This window comes from Bosea sp. Tri-49 (assembly GCF_003952665.1).
Classification (GTDB): Bacteria; Pseudomonadota; Alphaproteobacteria; order Rhizobiales; family Beijerinckiaceae; genus Allobosea.
In genome coordinates this window covers 3,309,470-3,331,795 of sequence record NZ_CP017946.1, presented here as the reverse complement: position 1 = coordinate 3,331,795, position 22,326 = coordinate 3,309,470, and the positions used below count along the sequence as shown (strand labels likewise).

General features: G+C 66.0%; 20 protein-coding genes. 8 read left to right on the top strand and 12 right to left on the bottom strand.

The genetic code is table 11. The features are described from left to right. The first annotated feature begins 183 nt into the window (after positions 1-183). The gene (locus tag BLM15_RS16235) at positions 184-810 is read left to right on the top strand and encodes a S24 family peptidase (protein ID WP_126113730.1); all 627 of its coding nucleotides are present in this window, start codon (positions 184-186) and stop codon (positions 808-810) included. Between the two features lie 57 nt (positions 811-867). Here the strand turns inward: BLM15_RS16235 and BLM15_RS16230 are convergent, their stop codons facing one another. The 4 genes from BLM15_RS16230 to BLM15_RS16215 form a co-directional block, all read right to left on the bottom strand. Further along, positions 868-2,322, bottom strand: coding sequence for a sensor histidine kinase (locus BLM15_RS16230; RefSeq protein ID WP_126113729.1), 1,455 nt, complete (start codon positions 2,320-2,322; stop codon positions 868-870). An 11-nt stretch (positions 2,323-2,333) separates the two neighbouring features. Then, positions 2,334-3,779, bottom strand: a complete 1,446-nt coding sequence (locus tag BLM15_RS16225) for a dihydrolipoyl dehydrogenase family protein (RefSeq protein ID WP_164547538.1) — start codon at positions 3,777-3,779, stop codon at positions 2,334-2,336. Positions 3,780-3,903: 124 nt separating this feature from the next. Next, the gene (locus tag BLM15_RS16220) at positions 3,904-6,264 is read right to left on the bottom strand and encodes a putative bifunctional diguanylate cyclase/phosphodiesterase (protein ID WP_126113727.1); all 2,361 of its coding nucleotides are present in this window, start codon (positions 6,262-6,264) and stop codon (positions 3,904-3,906) included. A 164-nt stretch (positions 6,265-6,428) separates the two neighbouring features. Beyond that, positions 6,429-7,391, bottom strand: a complete 963-nt coding sequence (locus BLM15_RS16215) for an enoyl-CoA hydratase-related protein (protein WP_164547537.1) — start codon at positions 7,389-7,391, stop codon at positions 6,429-6,431. Between the two features lie 735 nt (positions 7,392-8,126). Between BLM15_RS16215 and murA the strand changes: the two genes are divergently transcribed. Genes murA through BLM15_RS16190 form a run of 5 tightly spaced genes read left to right on the top strand, consistent with a single transcriptional unit; the run spans position 8,127 to position 12,180 of the window. Beyond that, positions 8,127-9,416: a UDP-N-acetylglucosamine 1-carboxyvinyltransferase gene (gene murA / locus BLM15_RS16210; protein WP_126113725.1), complete on the top strand. Its 1,290-nt coding sequence runs from the start codon at positions 8,127-8,129 to the stop codon at positions 9,414-9,416. 31 nt (positions 9,417-9,447) lie between these two features. Continuing rightward, positions 9,448-9,891, top strand: a complete 444-nt coding sequence (locus BLM15_RS16205) for a DUF2948 family protein (protein WP_126113724.1) — start codon at positions 9,448-9,450, stop codon at positions 9,889-9,891. Between the two features lie 23 nt (positions 9,892-9,914). Then, positions 9,915-11,207: a histidinol dehydrogenase gene (hisD, locus tag BLM15_RS16200; protein WP_126113723.1), complete on the top strand. Its 1,293-nt coding sequence runs from the start codon at positions 9,915-9,917 to the stop codon at positions 11,205-11,207. 48 nt (positions 11,208-11,255) lie between these two features. Then, positions 11,256-11,729 carry a UPF0262 family protein gene (locus tag BLM15_RS16195; protein WP_126113722.1) on the top strand — a complete coding sequence of 158 codons (474 nt, stop codon included), beginning with the start codon at positions 11,256-11,258 and terminating at the stop codon, positions 11,727-11,729. A 46-nt stretch (positions 11,730-11,775) separates the two neighbouring features. After that, positions 11,776-12,180 (top strand): arsenate reductase/protein-tyrosine-phosphatase family protein, encoded by a 405-nt coding sequence (locus BLM15_RS16190; protein WP_126116212.1) that lies wholly within the window; start codon positions 11,776-11,778, stop codon positions 12,178-12,180. A gap of 4 nt (positions 12,181-12,184) precedes the next feature. Here BLM15_RS16190 and BLM15_RS16185 read toward each other — a convergent pair whose 3' ends face one another. Together BLM15_RS16185 and BLM15_RS16180 are read right to left on the bottom strand one after the other, a co-directional pair. Next, entirely contained in the window at positions 12,185-13,855 is a 1,671-nt protein-coding gene (locus BLM15_RS16185) for a pilus assembly protein TadG-related protein (RefSeq protein ID WP_126113721.1), read from the bottom strand. A 35-nt stretch (positions 13,856-13,890) separates the two neighbouring features. Next, complete coding sequence (locus BLM15_RS16180; protein WP_126113720.1) at positions 13,891-14,319, bottom strand: TadE/TadG family type IV pilus assembly protein; 429 nt, start codon at positions 14,317-14,319, stop codon at positions 13,891-13,893. A gap of 255 nt (positions 14,320-14,574) precedes the next feature. Between BLM15_RS16180 and BLM15_RS16175 the strand changes: the two genes are divergently transcribed. Next, complete coding sequence (locus BLM15_RS16175) at positions 14,575-14,889, top strand: hypothetical protein (RefSeq protein ID WP_126113719.1); 315 nt, start codon at positions 14,575-14,577, stop codon at positions 14,887-14,889. A gap of 8 nt (positions 14,890-14,897) precedes the next feature. After that, the gene (locus BLM15_RS16170) at positions 14,898-16,343 is read left to right on the top strand and encodes a methyl-accepting chemotaxis protein (protein ID WP_164547536.1); all 1,446 of its coding nucleotides are present in this window, start codon (positions 14,898-14,900) and stop codon (positions 16,341-16,343) included. 65 nt (positions 16,344-16,408) lie between these two features. Here BLM15_RS16170 and BLM15_RS16165 read toward each other — a convergent pair whose 3' ends face one another. From BLM15_RS16165 to BLM15_RS16140, 6 genes are read right to left on the bottom strand one after another with little or no spacing between them, the layout of a single operon-like run. Further along, complete coding sequence (locus tag BLM15_RS16165) at positions 16,409-17,626, bottom strand: phosphopentomutase (RefSeq protein WP_126113717.1); 1,218 nt, start codon at positions 17,624-17,626, stop codon at positions 16,409-16,411. 2 nt (positions 17,627-17,628) lie between these two features. After that, on the bottom strand, positions 17,629-19,260 hold the full coding sequence (locus BLM15_RS16160; protein ID WP_126113716.1) for an ABC transporter ATP-binding protein: 1,632 nt from the start codon (positions 19,258-19,260) through the stop codon (positions 17,629-17,631). Next, the gene (locus tag BLM15_RS16155; RefSeq protein WP_164547535.1) at positions 19,257-19,778 is read right to left on the bottom strand and encodes a type II toxin-antitoxin system VapC family toxin; all 522 of its coding nucleotides are present in this window, start codon (positions 19,776-19,778) and stop codon (positions 19,257-19,259) included. The genes BLM15_RS16160 and BLM15_RS16155 overlap by 4 nt, the downstream gene beginning before the upstream one ends. Positions 19,779-19,783: 5 nt before the next feature. Continuing rightward, complete coding sequence (locus tag BLM15_RS16150) at positions 19,784-20,044, bottom strand: hypothetical protein (RefSeq protein ID WP_126113714.1); 261 nt, start codon at positions 20,042-20,044, stop codon at positions 19,784-19,786. Positions 20,045-20,054: 10 nt separating this feature from the next. Continuing rightward, positions 20,055-21,233 (bottom strand): ABC transporter permease, encoded by a 1,179-nt coding sequence (locus BLM15_RS16145; RefSeq protein WP_126113713.1) that lies wholly within the window; start codon positions 21,231-21,233, stop codon positions 20,055-20,057. A gap of 1 nt (position 21,234) precedes the next feature. Then, positions 21,235-22,326 (bottom strand): microcin C ABC transporter permease YejB, encoded by a 1,092-nt coding sequence (locus BLM15_RS16140; RefSeq protein WP_126113712.1) that lies wholly within the window; start codon positions 22,324-22,326, stop codon positions 21,235-21,237.

The following is a 22,326-nucleotide window of genomic DNA, read 5'->3' as shown; positions in this document are numbered from 1 at the left end:
CGGATTTCTTCGCCCGGATGTTGGCGCGCCCTTGCCGGAGCGCCGCTGGCGGTCGAAAAAACCGCTGTCTGTAGCCACTCGGTACAAGAAATCAGATTGAATTCTTATCAGATAGGGGATATTTCCTATATCTATCCCCGCTTAGAGTCCCGTAGGCACCATCAGGAAAGAGGCCTCTCCGCGATGCTGTCCCACGACCAGATCTGGAGCGCGATCGATACGCTCGCCCAGCGTTATGGCCTCACGCCCTCGGGCCTCGCCCGCAAGGCCGGGCTCGACGCGACCACCTTCAACCGCTCGAAGCGCGTCGGCACCGACGGACGCGAGCGCTGGCCCTCGACCGAATCGATCGCCAAGATCCTCGCCGCCACCGGCGCCTCCTTCGACGAGTTCATGAATGTGATCCGGCGGGGCGCGCCGCCGGCGCATACGATTCCGCTGATCGGTTTCGCCCAGGCGGGTTCCGGCGGCTTCTTCGACGATGGCGGCTTCCCGCTCGGTTCCGGCTGGGACGAGGTCGCCTTTCCGGGCCTGCAGGACGAGAAAGCTTATGCGCTCGAGATCGCCGGCGATTCCATGCTGCCACTCTATCGCGACGGCGACACCATCATCGTCTCGCCCGGTGCCGCGATCCGCCGCGGCGACCGGGTTGTGGTCAAGACCGTCGAGGGCGAGGTGCTGGCCAAGCAGCTCAGGCGTCAGACGGCGAAGACGGTCGAGCTCGCCTCGCTCAATCCAGAGCATTCCGACCGCGTGCTGGCGCTCGCCGAGATCGCCTTCATGGCGCGGGTGATCTGGGCGAGCCAGTAACGCATCGGCCCGAAAAGTGGGAACCGGTTTTGGGGTAAAGCCGATGCTCAGAAGGTCTCAGGCCAATACGCGCTGTGCCGGCAGCGACACCGTGAAGACCGCGCCGGTCTCGGATGGTTCGAGCGCGATCATGCCGCCATGCAACCGCACCAGTTCGGCGGCGATGGCGAGGCCGAGGCCGGTGCCACCGGGATTGACCGAGCCACGGAAGGCCTGAAACAGGTTGTCGCGGGCCCGCGCAGGCACACCCGGCCCATTGTCGGCGATGCGCAGGATGATCTCCTCATGACGCCGGCCGGCGCTGATCCTGAGCGCTGGCGTCCGCTCGCCTGCTTCGGCGACGCTGTCGAGCGCCTGGATCGCATTGCGCATCAGATTGGACAGGACCCGCGCCATCTGGTCGGGATCGCAGGGGGCGATCACCTCGGCTGGCACCTCGTTGGCGAAGATGATCGTGCCGTTCTCGCCGAGGCCGAGCAGCTCGGCCTGTTCGGCGACGAGCTGGCGCAGCGCCACGTCACGCAGCGTCGGGTTCGCCTCGGTCGCCCGGCCATAAGCGAGCGTTGCCTGGCAGAAGTCGATGGCGCGCCCGAGCGTCGCGATCAATCGCGGCGCGAAACGCCTTATCTTCGGATCGCGTGTCTCGGTCAGCCGGTCGGACATTAATTGCGCCGCGGCCAGCATGTTGCGCAGGTCGTGGTTGATCTTGCTGACCGCGAGCCCGAGCTCGGCGAGATGCTTCTTGGCGCGAAGATCGTCTGCAAGCGTCGCCTGCATGCGCGCCAGCGCCCGCTGCGCTTCGCCGATCTCGTCGGCGCGCAGCGTCGGCTCAATGATCCGGCGCGGATTCTCCGGGTCGTGCTCGAACTCCATCACATTGGCGGCGAGATGCCGGATCGGCTGCACGATCAGCCAGTTCAGCGAGAGATAGACCAGTCCTGCCGTGAGGATCGAGATGACCAGCGTGATCAGCGTCAGGTTGACCGAGAATTTCAGCATCGCGTGGCGCAGCGGCCGCTCGTCGATCACCATCTCGACGAAGTCGGCGGCGCCGACCGCCTGTCCGACCACCCGGATCGGCATCTCATGCGACGGGCTGACCAGTGTCGCCACCGATTGCACGATCGACTGCATCCAGCTCTGGTCGCGCAGATCGACGGTCTTGGCGACCTCGTGCGGCATTGAGTCGAGGCTGAGCAGGCGCCGCGCGCCGCCGACACGCGCGGCGATGGCGGAAGCACCGACACCAGCCAAGAGCCGCTCCTCGCTGCCTTCGGGCATGCCTTCGGCCGGAGCACCCTCGAGTACGAGCACGGCGATCTGTGCTGCCGCCAGCCGATCGTTCAGCCAGTTGCGCCTGAAGTTCGCGACCGAGGGCAGATAGATCAGCACCTCGGCCAACATCACGAACAGGATGGTCAGGACGAGCAGCTTGGCCGACAGGCCGAGCTGCGTCGGCCCGCGCGGCACGCTGATCGACAGAGCATTGGGATCGAACCGTCTCGGCGACATCAAAAGCCAATCTACCCGAAACGGCGCAGAAAGCCGATCAATCGGCGAATGCCAGGTTTCGCAGCGAGCGGCGCCTGGAAGGAGAGCGCCGCGCGCTGCGAAATCTCGGACAGGCTCTGGGATGGAGCGACGAGCCCGGCCATGTCGCGGACATTCATCCGCTTCTGCACGGCCAGGACCCAGGGCGCGATCAACTCGGCCGCCTGCGCCCCGGCGATGACGACGCCGAGGATGGTACCCTTGCGGTCGGTCATCAGCTTGATCAGCCCTTCCGCCTGCCGTTCGGCCTGGGCGAGCCCGCTCTCGGCATAAGGCCAGCGCAGCACCCGGAGCGCGCCCTGTGCGCGCGCCTGCGTCTCGCTCAGGCCGACGCTCGCCAGTTCAGGCCGGCCGTGAACGGTGCGCGGTACCTGTTCCGGTCTGAAACGGACCGGCAGACGAAACAGGGCATTGCGGAGCACGAGCCCGGCCTGATGCTGGGCTGCATGGCCGGGCGCCATCCCGGCAGCAGCGCCGCCGGCGCAAGCACCGATAGCATAGATGCGGCGATTGGCGGTACGCAGCGAGGCGTCGACGATGACGCCCGCATCGTCGCTGCGAGCGCCCGCGAGGTCGAGTTCTAGCCCGGCAATGTTCGGCGTGCGTCCGCTCGCGACCAGGAGGTGCGTGCCGTCGATGGTGCTATTGCCGCCGAGGACGAGGCGTGGCCGCTGCCGGTGGCTCTCGGCACGCAGGATCGGCCGGCTTTCATGCAAGGCGATCCCGTCGCCGAGCAAAGCGCGCCGGAGCACGCCGACCGCTTCTTGATCCTCGTCGGGCAGCAGGCCTTCCCGCGCGATCAGCGCGACCTCGCTGCCGAGTGCACGCATCGCCTGCGCCAGCTCGATGGCCGCTGCCGTTCCGCCGAGCACGAGCAGCCGGTCCGGCCGCTTCGCCAGATCGAAGACGCTGTCCTCGGTCAGACAGGGCAGGTCGGCGAGCCCCGGGATCGAAAGCTGTGCCGGCAGCGAGCCGGTGGCAATGACAAAGCGCCGTGCTCTGACTACCGACCCGCCGACGGCGAGTTGGTGACGATTCTGGAAGCGCGCCTCGCCCTTGAGCACGAGGACACCCAAGGCTGTGAGGCGCTCATCCGAGTCGTTCGTCGCAGATCTGGCTGCAACCTGGTCGAGATGAGCCCGGACGCGGGCATAGTCGATTTGGCCCGCATTCACCGCAATGCCGAAGGACGCGGCGCCTGCTACGGTTCGCGCTTGGCCTGCGGCGGCGCGCAGGGCCTGGCCGCGTGCGCCCTCGTTCGGGGGAAGCTCGCTCCCGCCATGCCGAACCAGGACGATCCGGACGCCAAACAGCGCTGCGGCTGTCGCGACCGCAAGCCCTCCAGGGCCATGGCCGATGACGCAGATATCCGGCGTCAGCGGCACCGTGCTGGCTGCTGGGCTGGCGATTTCGCTCACGCCGCGTCTCCCGGTCGCTATCTTGCTCGTGCAGATGCGTTGCCGTTGCGGCGGAATCAAGCGCGCTGCTGCGATAACCGGTTGGAAGCAGTCGATTCGGGCAGGACGATGGTCGAGTCCGCCCTCAGGCGATCTTGCGCGGTTCGTCGCCCTTGCCGAACTCCGATACCGGCTGCGGCCGGCCGAACAGATAGCCTTGCGCCCGCTGGGCGCCGAGCAACTGCACCGCCATGCGCTGCGCTTCCGTTTCGATGCCTTCGACAACCACATTCATCGACAGGCGCCGGGCCAGCTGACACACCGCCTCGATGACCGCCTTTGAGGCCTCGTCGCTGTTGACGTCGCGGCTGAAGCTCTGGTCGATCTTCACCTGCGAGAACGGGTAGGTCGACAGATAGGCGAGGGAGGAATAGCCCGTCCCGAAATCGTCGAGCGCGAACTTCACCCCGATCGCACGTAGCTCGTTGATGACCTCGAGCGTCGTCTTGTTGTCCTCGATCAGCAGCGATTCCGTCACTTCGAGCGTCAGGCGGCCGGGCGCGAGATGGGCGAGCAGCAGCGCAGTCTTGACGGTTTCAACGATGCGACGCGGCTCACGGAACTGCAGCGGCGAGATATTGACGGAAACGCCGATGCCATCGGGCCATTTTGCTGCATCGCGGCAGGCCTGGCGGATCGCCCAGTCGCCCATGCCGGCGATCAGGCCGGACTGCTCGGCGATTGGGATGAACACGCCGGGCGGCACCATGCCGCGCGTCGGGTGCCGCCAGCGCATCAGCGCCTCGCGCGTCACGATCTCCTGCGTGCGCAGGTCGATGATCGGCTGGTAGTACAGTTCGAGCGCGCCCTCGGCGCTGGCCAGGCGTAGATCGACCTCGATCTCGTGGCGCTCGAGCATCTCTTCCGCCATGGCCGGATCGAAGAAGGTCGCGGTGTTGCGGCCGGCTGCCTTGGCCTTGTAGAGCGCGGTATCGGCATGGCGCAGCAGGTCGGCGGGCGTCGTGCCGTCGGCAGGGGCGAGCGCAATGCCGATGCTGGCAGTGACGTAGACGGTCTTGGTTTCGAGCTCGAAGGCCCGATCCATCGCCTCGATCATGCGTTGCGCGATCATCCGGACCGTCGCGACATCGGTCGCCGGCAGGATCAGCACGAATTCGTCGCCGCCGAAGCGCGCCAGCAGGTCGTTGTGACGGATCGTGCTCTTCAGGCGCTCGGCAGTCTGGATCAGGACCCGGTCGCCGATGTCATGGCCGAGATTGTCGTTGACCTGCTTGAAGCCGTCGAGATCGATATAGAGCAGGGCGAAGGTCTCGCCGGTCCGCTCGTGCCGACGGAAAGCGTCGGCCAAGTGTGTGTTGAACTCGAAGCGGTTGGCGAGCCCGGTCAATTCGTCGAAGCGCGCCATCTGCTCGATCCGCGCCTCGGTCGCCTTCCGCTCCGTCGCATCCTCGGTCAGCATCAAAACGCCGCCCTCGGCCGCAGGCGCGATGGTGACGACGAGCATCCGGCCATTGCGCGACTGCAGCTCGTAGATGGCCGCCTGCTGTGTCGTCCGGACGCCGTCGAGTGCCGCCTTGATGTCGCGCACCTGCTCCGGCGTCATCACCTGCCGCTCGACCAGGAAACGGGCGATCGCGCTGATCGGCGTGCCTGGCAGCGCCAGCGTCTCTGGAACCCCGTAGAGAGCGGCATGCGGCGCGTTCGAGACCGCAAGATCGAGCTTGCGGTCGAACATCGCCAGGCCATGGATCATCGTGTTGAGCGCGGCGTCGAGCGTCAGGTTCTGCGAGCGCAGGGCGGTTGCCAGCGCCTTGGATTGCTTGGTCGCGTCACTCAGCGCCAGCAGGTTGCGATGCAGCGAGTTGGTGATCGCGATATTGGCGCCGACATAGAGGAAGGCGAAATAGCCGATATACTGGTAGTACGGGTTTTGTGCCTGGATCAGGCCGATCGCCATCGGGACGCAGAAGGTCAGGAGCTGGACGGCGACGAATTTCGGCCGCCCGGCATTGCGCGCCACGTAGCCGGAGGCGAGCGCGATCGTCGAGGATACCGAGGTGATGTGGGCGGCGGGATCGTCGGTCCAGGCCAGCGCCGCATAACAGCTGAAGCCGAGGACCGCACTGAACACGGTCGCGCCGAGGAAATACTCCCGGTCCCAGCGCCGGGTCAGCTCGAGCGTATCCTCGGAATGGTCGAGCCGACGATAGCGGACCACCGTGATGATCCGCATGACGACGACCAGCGCGACGCCAAGCGTCAACGCCATGAACAGCTCGGCTCTGGTCGAGATCCAGCACAGGAGTGGCGTGAGGATGCCGGCGATGCCGCCGGGAATGATCGAGCCCGGCGAAGAGAACAGTGAAGAGACGAGCAGGCGATAATCGACAAGGTCGACCGCGTTCCGGCCGTCGTGCTCGGCCGGCTGTTCCGCGATCGCCCTGTCTGCGCTGGCGCTGCGCAACCGGTTCGGCACTCCCGCCATCCGCTCCTGCCTTTTGACGGTCTCCGGCGAGGCGGCTTAACGACCTGTCCTATGCCGCGTCACCTAACGGCTTTAAGAGGGAAAGGTAAAAGTTTCATGAGAGTTACACGGTAGAGTCGCATAATCGCCGCGACAGCCGGCAACGCCGGCTTTTCACGGGCGGCTCAGGCTGCGCCGGCGCCCGCGAACTGTTCTTCCGGGGCTCGCTGATAGACGCGCGAGAGCATGCGGTCCTGCGTCTGGGCGATGCGCTGCAGCTTCGAGATCGCGCTCGGGTGCAGGCGCAGCATGCAGTCGGTCCAGAGCTGGCCGAGATATTCGAGCTCCTCGCGCAGATTGCCGGAACGGCGGTTGAAGGCCGAGAACAACGCCGTCCTGGCGGCGTGGATCGGCAGCGAATCCGCGGCGTATTTGCGGAGCCAGTCCTCGCCCGTGCCGGCCGGCACCACTGCTTCCAGCCCGCCCGCGGCCATGAACTCTGTGGCGCTCATCTCTTCGCCCGACTGCAGCATGTGCTCGGCTGCACGCTGCCCCATCCGGCGCGACAGGAGCCCGACAGCCGTGATCGGGAAATGGTTGAACTTGATCTCCGGGTAGACGAACGAGGCCTGCTCCTCGGCGATCATGACATTGCATGAGCGCGGCGCATCGATGCCGCCGCCGATCGCTTTGGCGTGGATCGTCGACAGGGTGACGACCATGCCGTTGAGACCACTGGCGTTGCGCAGCGCATCCTCGACCGAGAGCCGGGCGTATTCCGCCAGCGCGGGGCGGTCGTTCTTGGCGAGGCAGTCGAGATAGAAGTCGAGATCGCCGCCGAGGGTGAAAAACGGCCCCGTGCCGCGGAAGGCAAGGAAGCGCACCGGGGCGTTGTGATACTGCTCTGCTGCGCCCCACAGATCGATGATGGCCTGCTGCACTTTGCCGAGGCTCTCGAGCAACTGCAGCGTGAAGACCGGCTTCAGCTCCGGCTTGATGGTGACCCAGAGCAGGCGCAGCTCCGGCTCATAGGCGAGCTGAACCTCCGGCAGGAAGCCAGCGTGGTGGCGGATCGCCTCGATCACATCGCCGTTGGTGAGCTCGGCAGCGGTCTGCCCGCCAGCCGTGGGTGCATAGCTCTGAAACATCGTCTTGTCTCCGCCTCGCATCGCACCCCTCGACGCCGCCGAGGGTAGACAAAGTTAATGATCTGTAAACGCAAACCACCGGAAATGGTTAATTTACTTAAGTTTTATTGGTTACGCCTCAAGTCGGCTCACCAGTGAAAAGCGTCCCCTTCGGTTGTTTCCTAGGCGCCGCTATCGTGCTGGCGATGCACGCAATGGGCGTGCCACCCTACCACCATTCGGTCAGGGTTGCCGAGATAAGGAAAATTTTACCAAACGGGACAGAGCCTTGCGTCGCTTACCAGTGCTTTGGGCACTGGCATCTGGAACAGCGCGCGCACAGCCGCGGGAGATCGGCCGACAGCGGCGCGGAACAGGGCTGTCCCATCCCGAGACCCATGGCGCCGCAGTTGTGCCGCAATCGACCGTGCTAAGAAGAGACGTCCCGGTGGCCGGTCTTGTCCGGACCCGGCCGAGCCGCTAACCATGAAACAACGCCCAACGCCGCGTGGCTGCGGGCATTCCGACGAGCTGACGCCTTGAGCCGCCAGACCGAAGCCGATGATGAAAGAAGGGCGCGCCTCTCCGCCGCCCTTCGCGAGAATCTGAAGCGCCGCAAGGCGCAGGCCCGGGCTCGGCGCACCTCGGAAACGACGGCTGAGGACCAGATACCGCCCGCCCAGGCCGAAATCCCCCGGTCCTGATCCCTCCTTTTACGGCCGGCTCTTCTGCCGGCCGCCCCGCAGGACGAGCCCGATGGACCGTATCCGCATCACCGGCGGCCAGCGCCTCAATGGCGTGATCCCGATTTCCGGTGCGAAGAACGCGGCGCTGCCGCTGATGATCGCGAGCCTCCTCACCGACGAGACGCTGACGCTGACCAATGTGCCGCGGCTCTCCGACGTCAGCGCGCTGTCGCGCATCCTCTCCAATCACGGCGTCGATCGTTCGGTCGCCGGCAAGCGCATCGGCCAAAGCGCCGAGACCGGCCAGACCGTCGCTCTGACGGCGCGCCAGATCGTCGACACCTGTGCGCCCTATGACCTCGTCTCGACCATGCGGGCGAGCTTCTGGGTGATCGCGCCGATCCTGGCCCGCATGGGTGAGGCCAAGGTGTCGCTGCCTGGTGGCTGCGCCATCGGCACTCGCCCGGTCGACCTCCTGCTGATGGCGCTGGAGCGCCTCGGCGCGACGATCACCATCGAGGGTGGCTATGCGCTGGCTCGCGCTCCCAAGGGGCTCAAGGGTGCCGAGATCGTCTTCCCGAAAGTCACCGTCGGCGGCACCCATACCGCGCTGATGGCCGCGGTGCTGGCTGACGGCACCACCGTCATCGAGAACGCGGCACGTGAGCCCGAAGTGGTCGACCTTGCCGCCTGCCTCGAGAAGATGGGCGCCAAGATCGAGGGAGCGGGGACGTCGCGGATCACTATCCAGGGCGTCTCGCGCCTCGGTGGGGCGCACCATGCCGTCCTGCCGGACCGGATCGAGACCGGCACCTATGCGATGGCGGTAGCGATGACAGGCGGCGACGTCCTGCTCGAGGGCGCGCGCGCCGACCTGCTGCAGGCGGGGCTCGATGTCCTCAGCGAGGCCGGCGTCGATATCTCCGAGACCAATGAAGGCATTCGCGTTCGCCGCAATGGCGCGGCGCTCGAGCCGGTCGATGTCACCACGGATCCGTTCCCGGGCTTCCCGACCGATCTCCAGGCTCAATTGATGGCCTTGATGACTAAGGCCAAGGGGACCTCGCGCATCCGCGAGACGATCTTCGAGAACCGCTTTATGCATGTGCAGGAGCTCGCCCGGCTTGGCGCGAAGATCCGGCTCGACGGCGATGCCGCCTATGTCGACGGCGTTGAGAAGCTCACCGGCGCGCCGGTGATGGCGACCGATCTGCGCGCCTCGGTCTCGCTCGTCATCGGCGGCCTCGTCGCCGAGGGCGAGACGATGATCAACCGTGTCTATCATCTCGACCGCGGTTTCGAGGCGCTGGAGACCAAGCTCGGCCGCTGCGGCGCCCAGATCGAGCGCATCAGCGGTTGACGCAGGGCCACACCCCCGCCAGATAAGGCGCATGTCCGATCCAGTCGCCGAGCCGCTGAAACTGATCGCCCTGGATACCGACGATCTGTCGGTGATCTCGGCGCATCTGCAGGATGCGGTGCTGAAGCGCGGAGATATCGCCTATCTGCCGGCCGAGAAGCGTTTCGCCCTGGCGTTGCGCCGCTTCGACTGGGAAGGCGCGACCCAGGGCCAGAAGCGCCGCCGGCTTGCTGCCCTGCATTTCGAGCGCGTAACGGCGGCGCGCAGCACGAAGATCGCAGCGGGCGATGGCGCCGTGCTCAGCCTGCTCGCCGTCACCTTCGCCGAGAGCGATGGGCCGGCCGGCCAGGTCACCCTGCATTTCTCCGACGGTGCCGCCATCCAGCTCGATGTCGAGTGCATCGAGGCGCAGATGAAGGATCTCGGCCCGATCTGGGAAGCCGTCGCGACGCCTGCTCATCCGGACGCCGGCTGACCCTCCTTCGGACAGGATTTCCTATGCCGATCAGGCTTGACGCACGCGACGTTGGCTTCGAGCGGGAGTTCACCGCTCTGCTTGCGATGAAGCGCGAGGTTTCCGAGGATGTCGACCAGGTCGCAGCCGCGATCATCGCCGATGTCCGCACCCGCGGCGACGCGGCGCTGATCGAGTACACCGAGCGCTTCGACAAGCTGTCGCTGACGCCGCAGACCCTGCGCGTCACCGACAGCGAGGTCGAGGCGGCGGTGGCGGCCTGCACGCGCGAGCAACTCGATGCGCTGGAAACGGCCCGCTCCCGGATCGAGACCTTTCACCTGCGCCAGAAGCCGGCCGATTCCTGGTTGCGCGATACGCTCGGCGTCGAGAGCGGCTGGCGCTGGAGCGCGATCGAGGCCGTCGGCCTCTACGTTCCGGGCGGCACGGCGAGCTATCCATCGTCCGTTCTGATGAACGCGATTCCGGCCAAGGTCGCCGGGGTCGAGCGGCTCGTCATGGTCGCGCCGACGCCGCGTGGCGACGGCAATCCGCTGGTTCTCGCCGCCGCCAGGCTCGCCGGCATCGATGAGATCTATCGCATCGGCGGGGCCCAGGCGATCGCTGCGCTTGCCTACGGGACCGGGACGATCGCGCCCGTCGCCAAGATCGTCGGCCCCGGCAATGCCTATGTCGCCGCCGCCAAGCGCCGGGTCTTCGGCACGGTCGGCATCGACATGATCGCCGGCCCCTCCGAGGTGCTGGTCCTGGCCGACGCGAGCGCCAATCCCGACTGGATCGCCGCCGACCTTCTCGCGCAGGCCGAGCACGACACTGCCGCCCAGTCGATCCTGATCACCGACGATGCCGCACTCGCCGATGCGGTCGAGCGCGCGGTCGAAGGCCAGCTCAGGACCTTGCCGCGTGCCGAGATCGCCGGTGCGAGCTGGCGTGAGTTCGGCGCAATTGTCCTGGTCGGGGCGCTCGATACGGCGATCCCACTGGTCAACCGGCTGGCACCGGAGCATCTCGAAATCATCTCCGCCGAGCCGGAGCGCCTGGCGGGAGGCATCCGCAATGCCGGTGCGATCTTCCTTGGCGGGCATACGCCCGAGGCGATCGGCGACTATGTCGGCGGCTCGAACCATGTCTTGCCGACGGCGCGCTCCGCCCGTTTCTCCTCGGGGCTCGGCGTGCCCGATTTCATGAAGCGCACCTCGCTGCTGAAGTGCGATTCGACAGCGCTGCAGGCGCTCGCCGGCGCCGCAACCGCGCTCGCCGAGGCCGAGGGCTTGCAGGCTCATGCGCGTTCCGTGACGATCCGACTCAACGGCTGACGTCGGGCGCGGCGATTCTGCGCTCGCGACCGGCTGCGCGGAGGATACATGTCGGAACGCAACCATCTGGTCGCCGTTACGCTCGACGAGGCTTCGCTCGGCCGGGGCGGCGCCGACCAGGAGCATGAGCGTGCCGTCGCGATCTATGACCTGATCGAACGCAACCACTTCGCCGTGCCGGATTTCGACGGCGGCCCCTATGCCGTCCATCTTGCCTTGGTCGAGCGGCGCCTTGCCTTTGAGATCAAGAGCGCCGATGGCGCCCCGGTCGTCACCCATCTTCTCTCGCTGACGCCGTTCAGGCGCATCATCAAGGACTACGAGCTGGTCTGCGACAGCTACTATGCCGCCATCCGCACGGCGACGCCGTCGCAGATCGAGGCGATCGACATGGGGCGCCGCGGCCTGCACGACGAGGCGGCTCACCTGCTGGTCGAACGGCTGACCAACAAGGTCGAAATCGACAACGAGACCGCCCGCCGCCTCTTCACCCTGATCTACGCGCTGCACTGGAAGGGCTGAGCGCTTGGAGCCGTCCGCCCCGCGCAAGCTCCAGAGCGTGCTGTTCATGTGCGCCTACAACGCGGTGCGCTCGCCCATGGCCGAGGCGATGGCCAAGCACTTCTTCGGCAAGTCGGTCTACGTTCAGTCGGCAGGGGCACGCAAAGGCGATGTCGACCCCTTCGCCTTGGAGGTCCTCGACGAGATCGGCATCGACGCCCGCAAGCACAAGCCGAAATCGCTCGAAGAGCTGGAGGAATGGGAGGGGCTCAACTTCGATCTGATCGTCACGCTTTCGCCCGAGGCGCATCACAAGGCGCTCGACCTGACCCGCACCGTCGCGTCCGACGTCGAATACTGGCCGACGCCGGATCCGACCATCGTGCAAGGCTCGCGCGAGCAGGTCCTCGAAGCCTATCGCGCCGTCCGCGACGGGCTGATGCAGCGGATCAAGAACAGGCTGCGGCCCTGACGCTCTACAGGATCAAGACCGCCCCGCCGCAGCGCACGCCGCTGACCCAGCTGTCAGCCTGACCGAGTCCGATCCCGAGCGTATTGAGCAGGCTCGTCAGCACCTGGTCCAGCGGCGCCACCGCACCGGCGAGGACATTGGAGACGGCCCCGTCGATGCCGAGTCCGAGTCCGAGCGGCTCGACACGTACCTCGAGATCGGAAACCAGTCGCGACAGCAGGCTCGCAACGAAGTTCTGCGTCGAGGTTGTCTTCTTCTCGGCCCGCTGGATCTCGGCATAGCTGAAACTGACCGGGGTCTCGCTGGTGTTGCTGATCGTGACATGCGCCCGGCCCGTTACTCTAACGAGGCCGAGGTCGAGCAGCGTTGCGGCCGGAGGGTTCGGTCGCGTGCTGAAATTGCTGAACTCGGCATTGGAGACCTGTCCGATCCAGGCATCGGCCACGGCCGGTGTCACGCCGAGCGTCACCCGCGCGCTGGCAATGTCGCCGGCGCCGCAGGAGATCGAGGTCAGGCGGGCCGTAGCCGAGGCGAGTTCCAGATAGAGCGGCAGCTTGACCAGCGAAGCCTGGCCGCTGCCGACGAGGGAGAGCGTCAGCAGCAGGCGCGTCTGGGCTGTGTGGACGGTTGCGCCGGTGCGGCCGACGCGCACCAGGCTGGTGCCGACAGGCCGCTCGCCGATGCCGAGCTTCAGCGAGACCGAGGCGAGGCCGGGCACGTTGACCGCCAGGCCGAGATCGAGCTGGCGTGCGCCATTGGCGATCTGCGCCGTGGCCGAGACGAGGTCGAGTGCCGATAGCGAGGCCTTGATTGGCACCTCCTCGCTCAGTTGGCGGCTGCCATAGGTGCCGAACGAGACCAGGCTCTGCAGGTTGAGGCGCTGGCTCGAGCCGGCGAGTACTGTCGCCAGACGTCCCAGTGCCGCGACGGCGTCACTGCCCGCGCCTTGCGCGCGCGCTGCATCCTGGGCCGCCAAAATGACGTCCCCGATGCGAACCTGGGCGCGGATGACCTCGTCGAAGGTCAATGCGGAGATCGAGGCGCGCGTCGCCAATTGCCGCGCGAAGCCGAAAAGGTCGATCCGGGCCCGCGCCAGCCCCTCATAGTCCATGACCGACAGGGATAGGTTCGTCCCAAGCAGGCCACCTAGCAGGCCGTTGAGAGCGCCGCCCTCCAGCCGGACCAGGCGTGAGCCGATGGCGAAGGCGGCCTGCATGTCCTGTGCGGCGGTCGCCCGCGTCAGGATTGGGACGTCGCCGGCTTCGTTTCCGAGGCCGCTCGCGCCAATCACACGGCCAAGGATCATCGGGGTGGTCGCGCGCATCTCGATCCGGGCAGCATTCGCGACAGTCGCTGAACTCGGCTGGAAGCGCATCTCAGGCGCGAGCGTCGCGTCCGCCGTATAGGTGCCCAGCTGCACCCTTTCGACTGCGGCAGCGGTGTAACCGTTGCGTCCGGCGCTTGCCCGCGCGGCGGCGTCGGCCTTTCCGAGGTCCGCCGCGGCGGCGAGCGCGGCGAGATCTGTCGCGGTCTGTTGCCGGCGCTGCTGGTAGTAGAAGCTGCCGACGTCGACCGCCATCGTGCCGAAGCCGAACAGAACCATGGAGCTGCCGGCGAACACGATCGATGAGAGGCCACGTCGGTCCGCAAACAGTCTCCGCAAGAGATTGATCATGACGGCCTCCTTCGCTGCTCCATCTGCAAACGGGTTCAGTAGCCGCCGCGCTGCACGACGGCCCGGCGCTCGACCACCGGGGTGGGCAGTGCGACGATCGAGTTGAGGCGGTTGAAGATGCTGTCCGAGTAGTCGTAGGCGACTGCTACCTCGAAGCTCGGCGAGGGCGCGCCGGTCGCGGTCGTCCGTACCGTCAGCTTGCTTGGGTCGAGGAAGGCGTAAGAGCCGACACTGCGGGTGATGAAGCTACGTGCCAGCCGCTCGCGCTCAGCATCGTCGAGCCCGGCGACGGAAGCTCGGGCCGCTTCGGCCGCTAGTTGTTGCACGCCGTGATACACGCCAAAGGCGTGGCCGTAGCCAATGATCCCGAACAGCAGAAGCAGCAGGATCGGCGCGATGAAGGCGAATTCTACGGCAGTGGCAGCGGCGCAATCAGTCCGTAGGCGGCGGATGAACGAGCGCATGGCATGTTCACTCCACTGGGATTTACAACCATAGAGTGTATAGCCGGCGCCTTTACAAACCGTAAAACGTATATTCAGGACCGGGGGGTAATCATTGAAACGGAATTGGCTGATTAATCGAAATTTAAGGGGCAGGGCCCAGGAGCTTCACTGAGGGCAACGTTACGTTAGCCAAGCCGAGAATCGACCTGAGGAATGAGCACCGTCGCGATACCGATCGATGCCCGCTCTCGGCAGCTCCGACGGTGGCGCGATGTGGGTCTGATCGCAGGCTTGGCGCTCTGCTCCGGCCTCGTGACCCTCGCCAGCTTGCCCGGTCCTATCGCCGGCCCGGCCGCGCCGCTGGCAGTGATCTTTCCGCCCTGGGTCTCCGGTGAGGAGGCCGTGGCACGCAGCCTCGCGACCGGCGCCAGGCTCCTGCGGCAAGGCGCGATGCCTTTCGTCGTCGTCCTTGCGCCAGAGGCTGGGACAGCGCCGACGGCGAGGCCGGCCGGCGCCATGCTGATGCTGCGTCTCGACGGGCTTGCTGGATGCGTCATCTCATCGGAGGCCGAAGCGACCCGCCTATGATTTTGACTTTGTCTGGTCTTCGCGACCTCGTCGCGCGCTGCCTCATCGGCCTCGCCTTCCTTCATATCCCACTGCTTGCGATGGCGTCGCTGCTGCAATCCAGCGACGGGCTGGTGCCGGGGCTAAGCGCCTTGTTGCTCGCGCTCGCGGCGCTGCTCGCCTATCGCGGGGTCGGTGCGACGTTGCTGGCGCAATGCGCGATCGCTGTCGCCTTGATCGGCCAGGTCTCCATTTTGGTCGCGGTCTTCTCCGGGCATCCCTGGCAGCCCGACATGCACATGTACTACTTCGCCGTGCTCGCATTGCTCGCCGGTTTCTGCGACTGGCGGCCGATCATCCTGGGCGCCGCGCTTACGGCGGTGCACCATCTGGTGCTGCAGTTCGTCCTGCCCGCCGCCGTCTTCTACCAGGGCGGCAATCTGCTCCGGGTCCTGCTGCATGCCGTCATCGTGGTTGTCGAGACGGCCTTCCTCGCAGCGATCGCCGTGATGACCGCGCGCATCTTCGCGCAGACCGAGGCCAATCTGCGCCGAGCCGAAGAGGTCGCCGAGCGCGAACGCCTGGCGAGTGATCGCGAGCGAGCGCTCGCTGACGAGGCCGAGGCACGTGCCGAGCGCTTGCGGGCCATGGTCGAACACTTCCGCGACGAGATGGACGGCGCCATGGCCGTCCTCGACAAGGCGTCCGAGGCGATGCAGGTCGATGCCCGCGGCCTCACCGGCGCCTCCGACCGGGCGCGTCAGCAGATCTCGCTCGTCTCGCGCAGCTCGACCGAGGTGAGGACCAGCATCGAGCAGACCGCGGCGGCCAGCCAGGAGCTTGCGAGCTCGATCGCAGAGATCGGCCGCAACGTCACGCAGTCGGCCGGCAGCTCGCAATCGGCCGCCAGGCTTGCACGGGCTGCCAGCACCGAGATCGAGGCGTTGGCACGCACCGGCGAAAGCGTCGGCGCCGTGGCTGAGATCATTCGCGGTATCGCGGCGCAGACCAGCATGCTGGCGTTGAACGCGACCATCGAGGCGGCGCGTGCCGGGGCGATGGGGAAGGGCTTCGCCGTCGTCGCCAGCGAGGTCAAGACGCTCTCGGCGCAGACGGCGACAGCGACCGAGGAGGTGGCGCGCTCGATCGAGGCGATCCAGACCGCCTCGCAGCGCTCGCTCAAGTCGATCCGCGAGATGGTCATGGCGATCGGCGAGGTCGAGACCGTCTCGGTCGCGATCGCCTATGCGGTCGGCGAGCAGGATCGCGCCACCGCCGAGATCGCGCGCGAGGTCCAGGTTTCCTCTGATGGTGCCAACCGCAGCGCCCAGACCTTGCAGAGCTTCGAGGCGGTGACCGAGCGCACCTACGCCGCTGCCGGCAGCTTGCAGAGCTCGTCGTCGGACCTTGCGACGCAGGCGCAGCGCATCCGCCGCGAGGTGGCGGAGTTCTGTGAGCGCGTCGCCGCGGCCTAGAGCATTTTCGAGCGAAGTAGGTACCGGTTCGCGTGAAGAAAATGCGATAAAACCAAAAGCTTTAGCTACCAGGCACGTCCGGGACCGACCGTCCCGACACCCAGCCATTCGCCGAGTGTCGCCGCGATGTCGGCGAAGCTTGCCCTGCAGCCGATCTCTCGCGCCGGCACATTCGGCCCGAAGCCCAGGATCGGCACATGCTCGCGCGTATGGTCGGTTCCGGGCCAGCTCGGATCGTTGCCATGGTCGGCTGTGATGATGGCAAGATCGCCGGGGCGAAGCAGTGCCTCGAGCTTCGGCAGGTCGCGATCGAAGGCTTCCAGCGCTGCCGCATAGCCTGGAATGTCGCGGCGATGGCCGTATTCGGTGTCGAAGTCGACGAGATTGACGAAGCAGAAGCCGCCATCGGGCAGCCGCGCGAACGCCTCCAGCGCCGCGGCCCACATGGCGGCGTTGCCGAACGGCTTGATCTCCTCACCCGTGTTCCGATGAGCGAAGATGTCGCCGATCTTGCCGACGGTCACGATCGGCCGGCTTTTTGCCGCGAGCCGGTCGAGGATGGTCTCATCCGGCGGCGGGATCGCGAAGTCCTTGCGGTTCCCGGTGCGGGTGAAACCGGTCTCCGTCGTGCCGACGAAGGGGCGGGCGATGACACGGCCGATCCTCAGCGGGTCGACCAGCACCCGAACCTTCTTGCAGAGCGCATAGAGCCGTTCCAGGCCAAAATGCTCCTCATGCGCCGCGATCTGCAGCACCGAGTCGACCGAGGTGTAGCAGATCGGCTTGCCGGTCCGGATGTGCTCCTCAGCAAGCTCGTCGATTACCGCCGTGCCCGAGGCGTGCTTGTTGCCGAGGATGCCGGGCAGGGCGCCCTCACGGATGATGGCGGCGACGAGGTCAGGCGGGAACGTGTTCTCCAGCGCGGTGAAATAGCCCCATTTGAACGGCACCGGGCAGCCGGCGATCTCCCAATGGCCGGATGGCGTGTCCTTGCCCTGGCTGATCTCGACGCCGTAGCCGTATTGCCCCTGCGGCGCCTCTGGCCGCGTCACGCCGGCGAGAGGCTGTCCCGTCGAGGCTTCGCAGGCATGGCTCAAGCCTAGTCGGGCGAGGTTCGGGATATCGAGCGGCCCGCTGCGGAGGCCGTCGCGGTCGCCGCGCCCCTCGGCGCAGGCCTCAGCGATATGGCCGAGCGTGTCGGAGCCGGTATCGCCATAGGTGGCGGCATCCTCAGCGCCGCCGCAGCCGACAGAGTCGAGCACGATCAGGATGGCGCGCGCCATCGTCAGTCCCGCACCGCGGCGCTGTTCGCCGGCTCGAGGTTGAGCGCGGCGGCGAGCAGTGCCTGCGTATAGGCCTCGCGCGGGCGCTGGAAGATCTCCTCGGCCGGTCCTTCCTCGACCACCTTGCCGTTCTGCATCACCACCACCCGGTGCGACAGCGCCCTGACCACCTTGAGGTCGTGGCTGATGAAGAGATAGCCGAGCTTGCGCCTGGCCTGCAGTCCGCGCAGCAATTCGACGATCTGCGCCTGGACCGACATGTCGAGCGCCGAGGTCGGCTCGTCGAGCACGACGAATTTCGGATCGAGCGCCATGGCGCGGGCGATCGCGATGCGCTGGCGCTGGCCGCCAGAGAATTCGTGCGGATAGCGGTCCATCGTCGAAGGATCGAGCCCGACATCGGCGAGCGCCTGCGCCACGATCTCGCGCTGGCGCTGATAGCTCAGCCCCTTCTGCTGGACGGTCAGCCCCTCCGCGACGATGTCGGTGACCGACATGCGCGGCGAGAGCGAGCCGTAGGGGTCCTGGAAGACGACCTGGAGGTCCTTGCGCTTCGGCCGGACCGCCTTGCTCTTCAGCCCGTCGATGCGGTCGCCGAGGAAGACGATCGGCCCCTCCGACGAGATCAGCCGCAATATGGCGAGGCCGAGTGTCGTCTTGCCCGAGCCGGATTCGCCGACGATGCCGAGCGTCTCGCCCTCGCGCACTTTCACCGAGATGCCGTCCACCGCCTTCACATGGCTGGTGGTGCGGCGCAGCAACCCGGTCTTGATCGGGAACCAGACCTTGACCGGACCGGCTTCCAGCAGGATCGGGGCGCCTTCCGGCACAGGCTCCGGCCGACCCTTCGGCTCGGCGGCCAGCAGGCGCTGCGTATAGGCGTGCTGGGGATTGCCGAAAATCTCGGCGACGGGGCCCTGCTCGACGATTCTGCCCTTCAGCATCACGCAAACCCGGTCGGCGATGCGCCGGACGATGCCGAGATCATGGGTGATGAACAGGATCGCCATGCCGAGCCGCGCCTGCAGTTCCTTCAGCAGCGTCAGGATCTGCGCCTGCACGGTGACGTCGAGCGCGGTGGTCGGCTCGTCGGCGATCAGCAGGTCGGGTTCGTTGGCGAGCGCCATCGCGATCATCACGCGCTGGCGCTGGCCGCCCGAGAGCTGGTGCGGATAGGCATCGAGCCGGCTTTCCGCATCGCGAATGCCGACCAGGCTGAGCAGTTCGAGCGTTCTGGCTCGCGCCTTCTCGCCGCGCAGGCCCTTGTGCAGTTCAAGAATCTCGCCGATCTGCCGCGCAATCGGGTGCAGCGGGTTGAGCGAGGTCATCGGCTCCTGGAACACCATGGTGATGTCGTTGCCGCGGACCTTGCGCATCGCGTCCTCGTCGGCGGCGATCAGGTCCTGGCCGTTGAACAGCACTTTGCCCGACGGGTGATACGCCGCCGGGTAGTTCAGCAGCTTCAGGATCGACAGCGCCGAGACCGATTTGCCAGAGCCGGATTCGCCGACGATGGCGAGTGTCTCGCCCTTGGCGATCTCGAACGAGACCTTGTCGACGGCGAGTGTCTCCTGCCCGCCCTGGCGGAAGGCGACGGAGAGCTCCTGGACGGAGAGGAGGGGGGAGGAACTCACGAAGTCAGCTCGTTTCTCAAGGCGTCCAACGCATCGGCATTCAACGGGACGAAATTGAACTTCCGCGGAGAAATGGACCAAGCGGGATCGCGCTGGATACCGCGTATCAACTTCGCGTCGCCGGTTACAAAATGGGTGCAGTTGAACCGGAAAGCGGTAGCTGCGTGGATGGCGTCCGGAACCTTCAGAGACCGGACGCGCGCCCGCATGAGCGCTGCTTGCACAAGAATATCGCGATCGATTGCCTTTGTTTGAATAAGCAGACCATCGGCTACGAGGTTGCCAATGTACCAATCGTGATGAAATCGGCTCTCCGGATTCTCATCCGTCCCAGCGCGGTCGATGAGGCCTCGAATTGGGTCGACAAGAACTTCTGTGAGTGAAAGGTCACTGGTGATGAAAGGTGTCTCGGTACCAGCTCCCTCAGCGATCAGATTGATCAGGGCCTGGCCTTCTGCCGTCGGTTTTTCGATGGCGTCGATGATCGCGCAGGCGTCGAGATAAACCAGCCCAGCCACGATCGCTATCGGCTCCACTCGTCGCGGAGCTTTCGGACGCGCGCGACCGAGTCGTTGGCGCTGGGCTTCAGCTTTCGCCGATGTTCTAACAGCTCGGTGATCGCAGCTGCGCGCGCTGCGCTTTTCACATCAGCCTCATCCGCCTCGATGACGACCTTCACCGTCTTCGCAAGCCCGAGCTCCGCCCGCAAATCCTCAGGCAGGTTCTCGACCGGATAGTGCTCACGCACGATCTTGTTCATCGCCTCTCTCCTCGCGGCGATCATAGCACGGCCCTCATGCGAAGGTCTTCCGCGGGTCGAAGGCGTCACGGACCCCTTCGCCGATGAAGATCAGCAGCGACAGCATCAGCGCGATCACCATGAAGCCGGAGAGGCCGAGCCAGGGCGCCTGCAGGTTCGCCTTGCCCTGCGCCAGGAGTTCGCCGAGCGAGGGCGAACCGGGCGGCAGGCCAAAGCCGAGGAAGTCGAGCGAGGTCAGCGTCGTGATCGAGCCGTTGAGGATGAAGGGCAGGAAGGTCAACGTCGCGACCATGGCGTTGGGCAGCAGGTGCTTGACCATGATCGCCCGGTTGGAGAGGCCGAGCGCCCGCGCCGCCCGAACATACTCGAAATTCCGCGCCCGCAGGAATTCGGCGCGGACCACGCCGACGAGCGCGACCCAGGAGAACAGCAGGAGGATGCCGAGCAGGACGAAGAAGCTCGGCGTGATGATCGCCGCGACGATGATCAGGAGATAGAGCGCCGGGATCGAGGTCCAGATTTCGATGACGCGCTGGAAGATCAGGTCGGTCCAGCCGCCGAAATAGCCCTGGATCGCGCCGGCGGCGATGCCGATCACCGAGGAGATCGAGGCCAGGATCAGCCCGAACAGGATCGAGATGCGGAAACCGTAGATCAGCCGGGCTACGACGTCGCGGCCCTGGTCGTCGGTGCCGAGCCAGTTCCATTCGAGCTCGCGGCAAGTCATGCCGCCGGTTCGCTCGGCGATTCCGCGACACTGCTCGTCCTTGAGCAGCCAGGTCGGTGGGGCAGGGGCCGGCACCGGCAGGTCGAGATTATGGGTGCGATAAGAATAGCGGATTAGCGGCCATAAGGCCCAGCCATTCGCCGCGATCTCCCTGGCGATGGTCGGGTCGCGATAGTCGGTGGTGGCAAGGAAGCCGCCGAATTTCTCCTCGGGATAGTTGACCGCCACCGGAAACAGCGTCTCGCCCTTGTAGCGGACGATCAGCGGCCGGTCGTTGGCGATGAACTCGGCGAAGAGCGAGAGCACGAAGAGCGTCAGGAAGACCCAGAACGACCACCAGCCGCGCTTGTTGGCCTTGAAGCTGTCGAGACGGCGCCGGTTGATCGGCGAGAGCTTGAGCCAGCCTTGCTTGGCCGTGGCTGGAGCACGAGCAGGCTCGGCAGAGCGCAGGGCCGGTGGCGGAGCGTCCAGGAGCGTGTCGGACATTTCAGGCTTCCCGCGATTCGAAATCGATGCGCGGGTCGACCCAGGCATAGGTCAGGTCGGTGATCAGGTGCACGACGAGGCCGATCAGCGAGAAGATGAAGAGGTTGGCGAAGACCACCGGATAGTCGCGGTTGACGATCGCCTCGAAGGAGAGGAGCCCGAGCCCGTCGAGCGAGAAGATCGTCTCGATCAGGAGCGAGCCGGCAAAGAGCGCATGCACGAAGGCGCCGGGAAAGCCGGCGATGACGATCAGCATGGCGTTGCGGAAGACGTGGCCATAGAGCACGCCGCGTTCCGACAGGCCCTTCATCCGCGCCGTGAGCACGTATTGCTTGCGGATCTCGTCGAGGAAGGAGTTCTTGGTCAGCAGCGTCGAGGTCGCGAAGGCGCCGAGCGCCATCGCCAGCACCGGCAGAGCGATGTGCCAGAAATAGTCGCCGATCTTGCCGATGAGGCTGAGTTGCGCCCAGTTCTCCGAGGTCAGGCCCCTGAGCGGGAATATCTGCCAGAACGAGCCGCCGGCGAAGAGTACGATCAGCAGGATCGCGAACAGGAACCCGGGGATGGCGTAGCCGACGATGACCACCGCGCTGGTCCAGGTGTCGAAGCGCGAGCCGTCCTTGACCGCCTTGCGGATGCCGAGCGGGATCGAGATCGCATAGGAGAGCAGCGTCATCCACAGGCCGAGCGTGATCGAGACCGGCAGCTTCTCCTTGATCAATTGCAGCACCGGCGCATCGCGAAAATAGCTGCGGCCGAAATCGAAGGTGGCATAGTCCTTCAGCATCTTGAGGAAGCGCTCATGCGCCGGCTTGTCGAAGCCGAACTGCTTCTCCAGTTCCTTGATGAAGGCCGGATCGAGCCCCTGCGCGCCGCGATAGGCCGAGCCGGAATCCAGCGCCTGCGTACCGGCATCGCCGCCGGAGCCGCCGCCGACGCGCTCGGCCGCGCCGCTATTGGGATTATTGAGCTGTGAGATGATCCGCTCGACCGGGCCGCCGGGCGCGAACTGCACGATGACGAAGGAGATCAGCAGGATGCCGAACAGGGTCGGCACCATCAGCGCCAGACGCCGGGCGATGTAGTTCAGCAT

Excerpts from the sequence above, each read along its gene's own strand:
- BLM15_RS16165 (WP_126113717.1), bottom strand. The coding sequence starts at position 17,626 with ATGGCGCGCGCCATCCTGATCGTGCTCGACTCTGTCGGCTGCGGCGGC.
- BLM15_RS16190 (WP_126116212.1), top strand. The coding sequence starts at position 11,776 with ATGTGCGCCTACAACGCGGTGCGCTCGCCCATGGCCGAGGCGATGGCC.
- BLM15_RS16195 (WP_126113722.1), top strand. The coding sequence starts at position 11,256 with ATGTCGGAACGCAACCATCTGGTCGCCGTTACGCTCGACGAGGCTTCG.
- BLM15_RS16185 (WP_126113721.1), bottom strand. The coding sequence starts at position 13,855 with ATGATCAATCTCTTGCGGAGACTGTTTGCGGACCGACGTGGCCTCTCA.
- BLM15_RS16145 (WP_126113713.1), bottom strand. The coding sequence starts at position 21,233 with ATGTCCGACACGCTCCTGGACGCTCCGCCACCGGCCCTGCGCTCTGCC.
- hisD (WP_126113723.1), top strand. The coding sequence starts at position 9,915 with ATGCCGATCAGGCTTGACGCACGCGACGTTGGCTTCGAGCGGGAGTTC.
- BLM15_RS16140 (WP_126113712.1), bottom strand. The coding sequence starts at position 22,326 with ATGCTGAACTACATCGCCCGGCGTCTGGCGCTGATGGTGCCGACCCTG.
- BLM15_RS16205 (WP_126113724.1), top strand. The coding sequence starts at position 9,448 with ATGTCCGATCCAGTCGCCGAGCCGCTGAAACTGATCGCCCTGGATACC.
- murA (WP_126113725.1), top strand. The coding sequence starts at position 8,127 with ATGGACCGTATCCGCATCACCGGCGGCCAGCGCCTCAATGGCGTGATC.
- BLM15_RS16235 (WP_126113730.1), top strand. The coding sequence starts at position 184 with ATGCTGTCCCACGACCAGATCTGGAGCGCGATCGATACGCTCGCCCAG.
- BLM15_RS16180 (WP_126113720.1), bottom strand. The coding sequence starts at position 14,319 with ATGCGCTCGTTCATCCGCCGCCTACGGACTGATTGCGCCGCTGCCACT.
- BLM15_RS16220 (WP_126113727.1), bottom strand. The coding sequence starts at position 6,264 with ATGGCGGGAGTGCCGAACCGGTTGCGCAGCGCCAGCGCAGACAGGGCG.
- BLM15_RS16230 (WP_126113729.1), bottom strand. The coding sequence starts at position 2,322 with ATGTCGCCGAGACGGTTCGATCCCAATGCTCTGTCGATCAGCGTGCCG.
- BLM15_RS16215 (WP_164547537.1), bottom strand. The coding sequence starts at position 7,391 with ATGTTTCAGAGCTATGCACCCACGGCTGGCGGGCAGACCGCTGCCGAG.
- BLM15_RS16150 (WP_126113714.1), bottom strand. The coding sequence starts at position 20,044 with ATGATCGCCGCGAGGAGAGAGGCGATGAACAAGATCGTGCGTGAGCAC.